Source organism: Paenibacillus rhizoryzae, from assembly GCF_059686995.1.
On record NZ_JCAALT010000001.1, the window covers coordinates 210,125 to 222,053 of the forward strand.

Annotated in this window: 13 protein-coding genes; 12 read left to right on the forward strand and 1 reads right to left on the reverse strand. The window is 51.0% G+C overall.

Going from position 1 to position 11,929, the window contains the following annotated elements:
- The first annotated feature begins 17 nt into the window (after positions 1–17).
- Entirely contained in the window at positions 18–1,403 is a 1,386-nt protein-coding gene (locus tag AC6ESO_RS00870) for a bifunctional folylpolyglutamate synthase/dihydrofolate synthase (protein WP_497089775.1), read from the forward strand.
- Between the two features lie 7 nt (positions 1,404–1,410).
- The gene (gene murC / locus AC6ESO_RS00875; RefSeq protein ID WP_497089776.1) at positions 1,411–2,805 is read left to right on the forward strand and encodes a UDP-N-acetylmuramate--L-alanine ligase; all 1,395 of its coding nucleotides are present in this window, start codon (positions 1,411–1,413) and stop codon (positions 2,803–2,805) included.
- Positions 2,806–2,925: 120 nt separating this feature from the next.
- Here the strand turns inward: murC and AC6ESO_RS00880 are convergent, their stop codons facing one another.
- Positions 2,926–3,255 (reverse strand): ArsR/SmtB family transcription factor, encoded by a 330-nt coding sequence (locus AC6ESO_RS00880; protein WP_497089777.1) that lies wholly within the window; start codon positions 3,253–3,255, stop codon positions 2,926–2,928.
- Between the two features lie 138 nt (positions 3,256–3,393).
- On the opposite strand from AC6ESO_RS00880, the gene AC6ESO_RS00885 reads away from it, so the two are divergent.
- From AC6ESO_RS00885 to AC6ESO_RS00930, 10 genes are all read left to right on the forward strand, one after another.
- Positions 3,394–4,830 (forward strand): SPOR domain-containing protein, encoded by a 1,437-nt coding sequence (locus AC6ESO_RS00885; protein WP_497089778.1) that lies wholly within the window; start codon positions 3,394–3,396, stop codon positions 4,828–4,830.
- Between the two features lie 62 nt (positions 4,831–4,892).
- The gene (locus tag AC6ESO_RS00890; protein ID WP_494816953.1) at positions 4,893–5,135 is read left to right on the forward strand and encodes a DUF4321 domain-containing protein; all 243 of its coding nucleotides are present in this window, start codon (positions 4,893–4,895) and stop codon (positions 5,133–5,135) included.
- A 35-nt stretch (positions 5,136–5,170) separates the two neighbouring features.
- The gene (locus AC6ESO_RS00895) at positions 5,171–5,800 is read left to right on the forward strand and encodes a Maf family protein (protein WP_497089779.1); all 630 of its coding nucleotides are present in this window, start codon (positions 5,171–5,173) and stop codon (positions 5,798–5,800) included.
- A gap of 32 nt (positions 5,801–5,832) precedes the next feature.
- Positions 5,833–6,528 (forward strand): RadC family protein, encoded by a 696-nt coding sequence (gene radC / locus AC6ESO_RS00900; RefSeq protein ID WP_494816955.1) that lies wholly within the window; start codon positions 5,833–5,835, stop codon positions 6,526–6,528.
- Between the two features lie 43 nt (positions 6,529–6,571).
- Positions 6,572–7,606 (forward strand): rod shape-determining protein MreB, encoded by a 1,035-nt coding sequence (locus tag AC6ESO_RS00905; RefSeq protein WP_494816956.1) that lies wholly within the window; start codon positions 6,572–6,574, stop codon positions 7,604–7,606.
- 105 nt (positions 7,607–7,711) lie between these two features.
- A complete protein-coding gene (gene mreC, locus AC6ESO_RS00910; protein WP_497089780.1) occupies positions 7,712–8,587 on the forward strand; it encodes a rod shape-determining protein MreC in 876 nt (291 codons plus the stop codon).
- Positions 8,584–9,111 carry a rod shape-determining protein MreD gene (gene mreD / locus AC6ESO_RS00915; RefSeq protein WP_494816958.1) on the forward strand — a complete coding sequence of 176 codons (528 nt, stop codon included), beginning with the start codon at positions 8,584–8,586 and terminating at the stop codon, positions 9,109–9,111. The genes mreC and mreD overlap by 4 nt, the downstream gene beginning before the upstream one ends.
- A 64-nt stretch (positions 9,112–9,175) precedes the next feature.
- Complete coding sequence (locus AC6ESO_RS00920) at positions 9,176–9,835, forward strand: septum site-determining protein MinC (protein WP_256256349.1); 660 nt, start codon at positions 9,176–9,178, stop codon at positions 9,833–9,835.
- A gap of 83 nt (positions 9,836–9,918) precedes the next feature.
- Positions 9,919–10,710 carry a septum site-determining protein MinD gene (gene minD, locus AC6ESO_RS00925; RefSeq protein WP_091214800.1) on the forward strand — a complete coding sequence of 264 codons (792 nt, stop codon included), beginning with the start codon at positions 9,919–9,921 and terminating at the stop codon, positions 10,708–10,710.
- A gap of 7 nt (positions 10,711–10,717) precedes the next feature.
- Positions 10,718–11,866, forward strand: a complete 1,149-nt coding sequence (locus tag AC6ESO_RS00930; protein WP_494816959.1) for an FtsW/RodA/SpoVE family cell cycle protein — start codon at positions 10,718–10,720, stop codon at positions 11,864–11,866.
- Positions 11,867–11,929: the final 63 nt, after the last annotated feature.

The window sequence follows — 11,929 nt, forward strand, 5'->3', positions numbered from 1 at the left end:
GAAGAAGGAAGAGAATCATGACAGAACAACAGATGACTACGGAGTCGGATACGGCGGCATCGCTCACCAGTTATGAAGAAGCACGAGATTGGATCGAGGGACTCGTTGCTTTCGGCATCCGTCCGGGCATGGAACGAATCGAGAAGCTGATGGAGCTTACGGGTCATCCGGAGCGCCGGCTCAAATTTATTCATGTCGCCGGGACGAACGGCAAAGGCTCGGTCTGCGCTTATTTAACAAGCGTCCTGCTTCGCTGCGGGTATGATGTGGGGACGTTCACATCCCCTTATATCACGAAATTCACGAACCGATTCCAATACAATGGAGCGGATATTCCGGAAGAAACGCTGCTGAAGCTCGCCAACCGGCTGAAGCCTTTGGTTGAAGAAATCGCAGCCACGGAGCTTGGCTCCCCATCGATGTTCGAGGTATCGACGGCGCTTGCCATTCTCTATTATGGCACCGTAGCTTACCCGGATTTTGTTGTATGGGAGACCGGACTTGGCGGCCGTTTGGACGTGACGAACATCGTCACTCCGATTGTTTCGGTCATTACGAATGTCGGGCATGACCATATGGACATTCTCGGGGATACGATTGAGGCTGTGACAAGAGAGAAGGCCGGGATTATTAAAGCCGGTGTTCCGGTCATCAGTGCAGTCAGCCAACCGGAAGCAGCCGCGATCATTAAGGAAACAGCTAAAGCGAAGAATAGCTCGCTCTATATGCTCGGAGATAAGTTCACGATCCAACCGCTGCATGTGGAGGAGAATGAACAAACCTTCCGTTTTGAAGGCATGTTCCGTTCGATTGAGCCGCTCACCATCACGCTTAACGGTGTACATCAGCAGTCGAATGCCGCTGTTGCGGTGATGACGCTTGAAATTATGCGACAATACTATGCGCTTATTCTCGAAGATGAGGATTTAAGAGAAGGGCTTCGCTCGGCCGCTTGGCCGGGAAGGCTTGAAATGATCGGTACATCGCCGCGGCTTCTGATCGACGGCGCACATAATCCGGAAGGCGCGCAAATGCTGGCGGAGTCGCTGCGAAGCACGTACCGGTACGACAAACTTCATCTCATGATGGGTATGCTCGCGAACAAGAATCATCGTGACACATTGCGGCATATACTACCTCTAGTGGATACGCTTGTCGTGACCGAGCCGGATTTTCGCAAAGCTTTGCCGGCGCAAGAGCTGGCAGCGCTTGTTCAGGAAATTCGGGAGACAATCGGCCGTTCCTTCGAGCTCATCATCGAACCGAATTGGAAGCTTGCACTTGAGCGGCTGCAGTCGCTCACGAATGCGGATGATTTGGCAGTCGTAACCGGAACACTCTATCTGATTGCCGACGTCCGCTCCCAATTGCTCTATAATAAGGATTCTGAAAAAGGTTGGTGAACCGTCTTTGAATACGGCAGAACACGTACATTTCATCGGAATTGGCGGTTACGGCATGAGCGCAATCGCGCGCGTTATGCTGGAGATGGGCTATAAAGTGACCGGCTCTGATGTTGCTCGGCAAGAACTTACAGAGAAGCTTGCTGCCAATGGAGCCCGCATTTACATCGGCCATGAGCCGGAGCATGTCAAAGGGGCGGATCTGGTCGTTTATTCGACTGCGCTGTCTCGAGACAATGTGGAACGCAAAGCGGCAGAAGAGCTGAACATTCCGATTTTGCACCGCGCTCAGATGCTTGCAAGATTGATGAATAACGGCAAAGGCGTCGCAGTAGCTGGAGCACATGGTAAAACGACGACATCCTCAATGATCGCGCTGGTCATGGAAAACTGCAAACTCGATCCCACGTATATTATCGGGGGCGAAATCGTCAATGTCGGCACAAATGCCAAAGCGGGCAAAGGCGAGTATGTCGTTGCGGAAGCAGATGAGAGCGACGGATCTTTCTTGCAGTACCATCCCACAATCGCAATTGTAACGAACATTGAACCGGATCATCTCGAAAACTATGACGGTGATTTCAATAAATTGAAAGCGGCTTACGTGCAGTTTCTAAGCCAAGTGAAAGATGGCGGCAGCGCGATTGTGTGCGCGGACGACACGAATATGCAGGTGATGCTGCCAGAGCTGATCGCAGGTCCGCTAGGCAGTGAAGGCGTGCTGACGTACGGTATCGACCAAGAGGCGACCTACCGTGCTCAGAATATCTCGCTTGGCGATCGCAAAGCCTCCTTCGATATGACACGCGAAGGTCAGCTGCTCGGTCGAATCGAGCTGTCCGTTCCTGGGCGCCATAACGTATACAATGCGATGGCGACCGTTATTACTTGTCTGGAAGCAGGTGTTTCATTCGAGGCAATCGCGGCAGCTATCGTTGATTTCCGCGGGGCGAAACGCAGATTCCAGGTGCTCGGCGAAGTCAATGACATTCTGGTTATTGACGACTACGCGCATCATCCGACGGAGATTGAAGCTACAATCAGTGCAGCCAAGTCGACCGGTAAACGGATCATTGCGGTATTTCAGCCGCAGCGTTACACCAGAACCTTCTTCTTGCTTGATCAGTTCAGCCGCGCTTTCACAGAGGCGGATGAGGTGCTGATCACGGATATTTATTCTCCGGCCGGCGAGCAGCAAATCGAAGGCGTGAACTCGAAGAAACTCGTAGAGCTTATCATAAAGAACAGCAATGCGAATACATCCTACTATCCTACGAAGGATGAGGTGCTAGCCGTCCTGACCGATCAAGTGCAGCCGGGTGATCTCGTGATTACGATGGGTGCGGGCGATATTTGGAAGGTAGCGGATTCGCTTGCGAAGACGCTGCGCGCTAGAGCGTAATAGCATGCAGTACTACCGGCGTGAATGCCGATAGTAGAGAACCCCCACTCTTTAGAGTGGGGGTTCGTTTGTAATGGGATGCTTACCTATACCTATCTATCTAAACGACGACCGCCCCTCCTACTCTCCGGCATTCTCATCTTTCCCTTGCAGCTTCTTTAAATATTCATCTAATTGATCGAATCTCTCTTCCCATGTACGGCGGAAGGAACTTAACCAATCGTCGAGTTCTTGGAGCGGTTTCGTCCCGAGTTTATAGATTCGCTTGTTGGCGACGGGATGGACCTCGACGAGACCGGCTTCCAGCAGAACGCGCAAATGTTTGGACACTTGCGGCTGATGAAGGCCAAGCCGTTCGGCGATTTCACCAACAGTCAGCGGGCCGTCCCGCAAGAGCTCGACAATTCGTAACCGATTAGGCTCGGCAAGAGCGCTCATTGTGGCATTCATAAACTGAATATACCTTAGAAGGAATATACCGGTCAAGGAATGCAAAACGTCCAATCTTGCAGCTTCGAGCGGCGGGTCATATTCCTCTTAACTTTTTCATAGACTCTTACTAGAGTATGTGGACAAGGAGAGAATGCGATGAGTGCTAAAGGACGCATTACGTACCGTTTCGATCGGCAGAGCGGAGCACGAGTAGAGCAGAAACCGGAACAGAAGCAGGAACAGAAGCAGGAACAGAGGAATTCCTCGAATGTCGTGCCGTTCTTTCAAGAGGAAATGAAATTCACGTCTGAAATAGGTTCATGGAACAGCCCCTTCCAAAATGATGCCCATGCCCTGGAGCAGCTCATTCGTGAAGCAGACGGCCAGAAAACAAGGAAGCCGAGCCCGAACGAGCCGGCGCGGACGATAAAGCATGACAATCAATTATACGATGCTCCGCAGGAGCAGCTGCCACCGCATATCGAACAGACAGATCCGATCCTGCTGGGAGACGAGTATGAGGAGCCGCGCAAACGGATCCAAGCGGATAGAAACGTGATCGATATGTATCCGATTCTCGATGAGGAAATGGAAGAGCGCGAGAGACGGCGTAACGAGATGCAAATGAATGCCCGCACATCGTTCGGTTCGTTTATGAACGGAACAAATCAACGGCCGTCCAAAGGACCGTCATGGTTTAAGGTGTTTGCTTCTGTAACCGGGGCTATCGCGACAGGCGCGTTATTCGGGTACTTTGTGTTGGCGCTGTTCACGGGGAACGGATCGTTTGGAACGGATAGTTCCACCGATCAGCCGGGGGCCTCCGTAAGCGGTTCGATTGCTGACGGGGCAGGAACGGCTGGCCAAAACGCGAGCACATCCGCTAATGGCAAGGTCAATACACCATCATCCAATGGTGCCACGAACAGCAGCGGCGCAGTCGATAACGGCGGAAATGGCTCAACAGCAGCCCAACCGATGATCAAAGTTCATATACCGGAGAGTTCCTATTACATGCTTCAATATGGCGTATTCAGCAACGAGGAAGGTCTGAATGCAGCGGTTGATGAGCTTGCGGCTAAAGGGCTGGCAGCTGCCCCGCTTACAACGCAAGAGGACTACCGGGTCTATGTAGGGATGTCGCCGGATCGTGATGAGGCGCAGATGCTTGGCCATTTACTGACGAATATGGACGTATACGTCAAGCAAATCGATCTTCCTGCAGTGACCAGCATCGCCTTCAAAGGCGACGCATCTGCGGTGGAAGCCTTCTTCGAGCAAACGAGCGGACTGATCGCCAGCTTGGATCGCCTTACGGTAGAGCGGTTGAGCGGCACTACAGATGATGCGGGGGACTGGAAAGAGCTGCACCAGCAGTGGATCGCTTCGGCTAATGCGCTTGCCGGTGGTTTAACCGATAAAGTGAACAGGTCATCGCTTCAGAAATTGACGCAATTGATTAACACAGCAGCTGTGGCCGCTGATGAGTATACGAAGAAACCATCCGATGCTTATTTATGGTCGATGCAGGCTTCCCTCATGAAAGCCGTGTTCGCAGAGAAAGCCTGGTTTGAATCGATGGATGCATTGTAAAGCGTTCCTGTGGCGCGTATAATAAAGTATACGTGTCAAAATATGGCGAGGGACGTTGGAAGATGAAGAAAAACATCTGGGTTTTGCTGCTTTTCATTCTGATCGGGCTGCTTACGGGGGCATTGGTGTCCCGCTGGTTGTCTCAGGTGCCGGGGCTTGCTTTCCTAACCAAAACGTCACCTGTCGTATGGTCACCGGCTGCGGATTTACTCGTTCTGAGCTACTCGTTTACGCTGCGGATCGAGATTAGTCTCCTAAGCATCATCGGACTGATCGTCGCAATATGGGTCTACCGCAAGCTTTAGGGAACCGACACAACGCGTTAAGGAGCGCTGCATCCATGAAAGTATCCCTTCCTACAAGTTCATCGAACGTTCGCCGGCTCGTGCTGGCTTCATCATCTCCTCGCCGGCGGGAATTGGTCGCAGCTCTTGACCTTTCCTTGCCGGTTCTCATTTTGTCAAGCGATACCGATGAAAGTACCCCAACAGATTGGCTGCCGGCTCAAATTGTCGAGCAGCTTGGCTTGCGTAAAGCACGAGCATCCGCGGAGATGCTGCATGATGACGATGCATCCCATTCGCTCGTAATTGGGGCGGATACCATCGTCGTACTGAATGGACAAGTGCTGGGCAAGCCAGTCGACGAGCAGGATGCGGTCCGTATGCTGACCGAGCTGCAAGGCCGAGAGCATGAAGTTTATACGGGAATTGCCCTTGTCGATACGTCTTCAGGACGAGAGCTGGTTCATCATCGCATGACGCGGGTAATGATGAAATCTATGAATAATGATCAAATCAGACGTTATGTCGCATCCGGCGAGCCTATGGACAAAGCAGGCAGCTATGGCATACAGGGACTTGGCGCAACACTTGTTGACCGCATCGACGGCTGCTATTTTAACGTGGTAGGACTTTCTCTATCCCTGTTGTCGGACATGCTGGCTGAATTTCATATCGATGTCATTTGACCGATCAGTTCGCGGGAAGGCAGGGAACAGAGATGGAATCGCAACGAGAATCCTATGCACTCAAGGATATTCCAACCACCGAGAGGCCCAGAGAGCGGATGCTGGCCGTTGGCGCTGAAGCATTAAGCCATGCGGAGCTGCTGGCCATCTTAATTCGTACCGGCACGAAGCGGGAGTCTGCTGTGCTGCTAGCATCCCGGATTCTCGGCCAATGCGGCAATTTGCGCGGACTTGTGGATATGAGCGTTGCCGAGATGACCAAGATTCGCGGAATCGGCCCGGCTAAGGCGGTTCAGCTGCGTGCAGGGATCGAGCTTGGCCGCCGAATTGCAAGGAGCGAGCAGGGTGAACTGCCGACCATTCGGAAGCCTGCAGATGCGGCGAACCTCTTGATGGAGGAGCTTCGTTATCTGAAACAGGAACATTTCATCTGTTTGTTTTTAAATACGAAGAATCAGGTTATTTTAAAAGAAACGTTGTCGATCGGAACACTGAATGCGACACTGGTGCATCCGCGGGAAGTATTTCGGGCCGCGATCAAATGCAGCAGTGCCTCTCTCATTTGCGTTCATAATCACCCAAGCGGTGACCCCACGCCAAGTTCAGAAGACATTGCGCTGACTCAGCGTCTCATAGAAGCCGGAGAGCTCGTCGGGATTGACGTATTAGATCATTTGGTAATAGGTGACAATCGCTTTATAAGTTTGAAGGAGCAAGGTCACATGTAATATAATAAGAAGTATTGTCTTAAGAAAGAAAGGAAGATTAAACATGTTTGGTGGATTCACAAAAGATTTAGGTATTGACCTTGGTACAGCGAATACGCTGGTATATGTGAAAGGCAAAGGCATCGTAGTAAGAGAGCCTTCCGTAGTTGCTATACGTACAGATACGAAAACAATTGAAGCCGTAGGTGAGCATGCCAAGAAGATGATTGGCCGTACACCCGGCAACATCCGCGCGATTCGTCCGATGAAGGACGGCGTTATTGCGGACTTTGAAACAACTTCAACGATGATTAAATATTTTATCCGCCAAGCCCAGAAGCAGCGTTCTCTATTCCCTCGTCATCCGAACGTTATGGTATGCGTGCCATCCGGGATTACAGCGGTTGAACAACGTGCGGTTAAAGATGCTACGGTTCAAGCGGGCGCGCGCGAAGCGTTCACAATTGAAGAGCCGTTCGCGGCAGCAATCGGCGCGGATCTTCCGGTATGGGAGCCGACAGGCAGTATGGTCGTCGATATCGGCGGCGGTACGACAGAAGTTGCCGTTATTTCGCTGGGCGGTATCGTAACCAGCCGTTCGATCCGTATCGCAGGTGACGAGATGGACGAAGCGATTATGCAGTACATCAAACGGATGTACAACCTGATGATCGGTGAGCGTACAGCAGAGCAGCTGAAGATGGAGATCGGCTCTGCACTCTCCTTGGACCGTCAGGAAACGATTGAGATTCGCGGACGTGACCTCGTGTCCGGACTGCCTAAGACATTGCCAATCTCGTCGGAGGAAATTTGCGAAGCGCTGTCCGATACGGTTAATGCGATTGTAGATGCGGTCAAAATCACGCTGGAGAAATGTCCGCCGGAATTGTCTGCGGATATTATGGACCGCGGTATTGTACTGACAGGCGGCGGCGCGCTGCTGAAGAATTTGGACAAGCTGCTTTCCCGCGAAACGGGCATGCCTGTTATTGTGGCCGAGAATCCGCTGGATTGCGTGGCAATCGGTACTGGCCGCGCGCTGGACAATATTGAGCTGTTCAAAACACGTGGAGGCCCGGTTTCTCGTTCCAAGCGATAATATCCGGATAGCTGTCTAGGGGAAAACGGATGAGCGACGCTGATTGGTTTGTACGAGCCTTCTGGTCGTTCAGCATTGAGCGTGGAATGGGCGGGTGAAGAGAAGTTGTTTAATTGGATGCGTAATAAGCGGATGTTTGTATTAATGATCGTGTTTATCCTATTCGTTGCTGTCATGGGCTTCTCAATCGGTGACCGGAAGAAGCTGACATGGCCGGAAAACTTCTCGCTCGATTCCACGGCATTCGTGCAGGAATGGCTATATCGTCCAGCCGGATATGTGTCCGGGCTGTTCAAGGATTTATCCAACCTGCACGCCATTTACAAGGAGAACGAGGAGCTGCGCATTGCGGCCGCTGCCTATGCAAGAGACAGCATTAAGTATAATTTTGTGGAAGCCAAGAACAAAGAGCTGCAGGAAATGCTGAACTTTACGGAACGGCAGAAGCAGCTGTACAACTATAAGTACTTGATCGCGCAAGTCGTTGCCGTAGGCAACGACCCTTATTCGGAAACGATCCGCATTAATTTGGGCTCCAAAGACGGCATCAAGATAAACATGGTTGTCGTTACAGACAAGGGGCTTGTCGGCCTCGTGAACCGTGTGGATCCGTTCTTCTCATCGGTTATGCCGATTACGAAGTTAAGCGATACTTCACCGGATACGAAGGCGATCGCCGCTACGGTGCTTGGCAAAGAGAAAGATTCCTTCGGGATTGTTGATAACTATCATTCGGACACAGGCAAGCTGTCGATGTCCAAAATTTCCGAGCATGATCCGCTTACCAAAGGCGATACCATCATTACATCAGGACAAGGCAATGTATTTCCACGAGGGATGGTTATCGGCACAGTCGATTCCAGCCAAGTCGGAGATTTTGGTTTGACGTATACGGCAACCATTACGCCGGCTGCGGATTTTGACCATCTGACGGAAGTATTTGTCGTACAATTACCAGAGACTGGAGAGAACGCAGAATGAGTATGCAGCGTATCGTTGCCGTCATTCTGCTGTTCTTCCTTGTCGAAGGTACGTGGTTCTACTGGCTGCTGCCTGATAGCATGGTAGGACGGATTATTCCTCATTTCACACTAGCGTTCGTACTCTTTGCCGGATTATATCGAGGCAGACATACAGCGCTTATCCTTGGATTGGCGTTTGGACTCCTGCAGGATTTGGCTTTCTATGGCCGGATTCTCGGGGTTCACTCATTCTCTATGGGACTGGTTGGCTATATGACCGGTTTTCTTCTGGAGCGCAAAAGAAGCACCTTGCTGATGGCGCTGCTCATGATCTGCATGTCCACACTTGCCTATGATACCATCGTATATTTCATCTATCGGGTGTTCCGACTGACGGATCAGACGTTTGAATGGGCAGTATCCCATCACATCATTCCGAGCGTTTTTCTTCAAATTCTATTTGCATTAGCGATTTACGTGCCTGCAAGGCGATGGTTTGAACGAACTGGCAGCAATGCTAAGTCGGAAGAGGAAGAAGAATAGCGAATGCCAGGCAGGAAAATACGCATCCGTGAAAGAATCGTATAGAGAAGGGGTGAAGACGAGCGTGGCCGAGAAGCAGCATATTACGATCAAAGGCGTCAAAGATGGTCTGATTTTCCTTCTTGACGACACATGTGATTTTTCCGCGTTGCTGGATGAGCTGCAATTCAAATTGGAAAAGTCGCATCAACAGCTGCTGACAGGTCCCATTGTTCACGTTCAAGTGAAGCTCGGCACCCGGCAAGTGAATGAGGAAGACAAGGAACGAATTAGAACCGCTATTCGGAACCAGGGCAATTTGCTCGTGCAGTCGATTGAAAGCGAAGCGCGCCCGGAGCCGAAGGTGGAAGACGGAAACAATTTAAAGGTGCTGACCGGTATTATCCGTTCAGGCCAGACACTTGAGCATGACGGAAACCTGCTGCTAATGGGGGATTTAAACCCAGGCGGCTCGCTGCTCTGTACAGGTGATATTTATGTGCTCGGCGCTCTTCGAGGCTTGGCGCATGCAGGCTACAAAGGGAAAGAAGATTCCATTATCGCGGCATCGCTACTAAGGCCGACACAGCTTCGGATTAGCGAAGTAATCAGCCGGCCGCCGGATGAGTGGATGACCGGTGATGCCACGATGGAATTTGCGTATTTAAGCGAAGGCGTCATGAAAATCGACAAAATGACACAGCTGCAGCGGCTGCGAAAGCTGCCGGTCGTGTTTCGAGCCTAGCTGGCGCAGCAATAACGGGAAACAATTTTGCAGCAGGTCTGTATAGCAGCAGTACCAATGGCTGGAGCGGGGAGAGTTGAGTCATGGGAGAAGCGATCGTAATCACATCGGGTAAAGGCGGCGTTGGCAAGACGACGACCTCAGCGAATATTGGAACGGCGCTTGCGTTATTGGGGAAAAAAGTTTGCATGGTCGACACCGACATCGGCCTGCGCAATTTGGATGTCGTCATGGGGCTGGAGAATCGGATTATTTATGACTTGATCGATGTAGCGGAAGGACGCTGCCGCCTGAATCAAGCGCTTGTCAAAGATAAACGGTTCGAGGAGCTTTATATGCTTCCGGCTGCCCAGACGAAAGATAAATCAGATGTGACACCGGAACAAGTTCGCGATATGATCCTTGAACTGAAGAAAGACTTCGATTATGTCATCATCGATTGTCCTGCGGGCATCGAGCAAGGCTTCCGCAACGCAGTAGCAGGCGCGGACCGTGCCATCGTTGTCACTACGCCGGAGAATGCGGCTGTCCGTGATGCGGACCGTGTCATCGGTTTGCTGGAGCAGATTCATGTGCCGGCAAGACTGGTCATTAACCGTATTCGCGCCAACATGGTGCGCAGCGGAGAGATGCTAGACATCGATGAAATCTGCCAAGTGTTAGCCATTGATTTGCTGGGTATCGTTCCCGATGACGAGAAGGTCATCCGCTCGGCGAATGCAGGCGAACCCACCGTGATGGACCCTTCCTCACGTGCCGCTATTGCTTACCGGAATATCTCGCGCCGTATGCTCGGCGATATGGTGCCGTTGATGCCGCTTGAGGAGAAATCAGGCGTCATTAAACGGTTCCGCAAGTTTCTTGGAATAGGATGATTGCTAGGTGCTAAACAAACTGAAAAAGGTAGACCTTGGCATGATAATCATTCTGCTGGCATTTATGGTAGTCAGTACGATGCTGGTACATAGCGCGACTTACGGGAATCCCGATTACGCCAATTACGACGTGAAGACGGTCATCTTTTACGGCTTGGGATTTTTCGTAGCGTTAGTAGCCACTTTGTTCGATTACCGGGTGTTTCTCAAAGCATGGATGTTTCTTTACGGCCTGGGGATTGTATTGCTCGTAGTCGTTTTCTTCACGGCCGTTGAAATTAACGGTGCGAAAAGCTGGTTCGAGCTGCCCGGCGGACTTCAGTTCCAGCCCGCGGAGATGGTGAAGATTATTCTGATCATTACCGTGGCCTACCTGATGGGCAGAAGGAATGGAGATGCGCTGCGGGTCCGGCAGGATTTGCTCGTTATTGCCTTCTTCTCTTTTATCCCGTTTGCTCTGGTTATGATTCAGCCGGATCTGGGGAATGCCATTATTTATCTGGTTATCGTCCTTGGCATGCTATGGATTGGGAATGTCAAATATACGCATGTCCTGCTAGGTCTCGGCATCACAGTCGGCTCGCTTGTCCTGTTCATGTTTCTGTTCAACACGTACAACAAGCAAATCCACGATTATTTGCAAGAGCACCAGAAGACTCACTGGTATGAGCGAATTAACGGATTCATTAATCCCGAGACGGCCTCCGAGAAAGAAGTCTATCAAGCCCAGAAGGCGAAGATTGCGATTGGTTCCGGGGGATTAACGGGCGATGGTTATATGAAAGGCGAGTCGAAGAACCGGAAGTTTATTCCTTATCCGTATTCGGATGCGATCTTTGTCGTCATCGGCGAGGAATTCGGATTTCAAGGAGCCGCCGTCGTGCTCATGCTCTACTTCTTATTGATCTACCGCATGATTATCATTGCATTCCAGTGTTATGACTTGAAGGGCTCGTTTATTATAATCGGGATTGTCTCGATGTACGTCTTTCAAGTCTTCCAGAACATTGGCATGATGATCGGGCTTATGCCGATTACAGGTATCACGCTGCCATTCATCAGCTATGGCGGTACTTCCTTACTGCTCAATATGCTATGCATCGGTCTTGTTTTCAGCGTCAAGGCGCATCAAGAGAAATATGAAATGGCCACTTAGCCGCTCAAGCAATCAGCTTGGCGGCTTTTTGCTGTTTACAGAGGTGTCACAACATAACTAGTC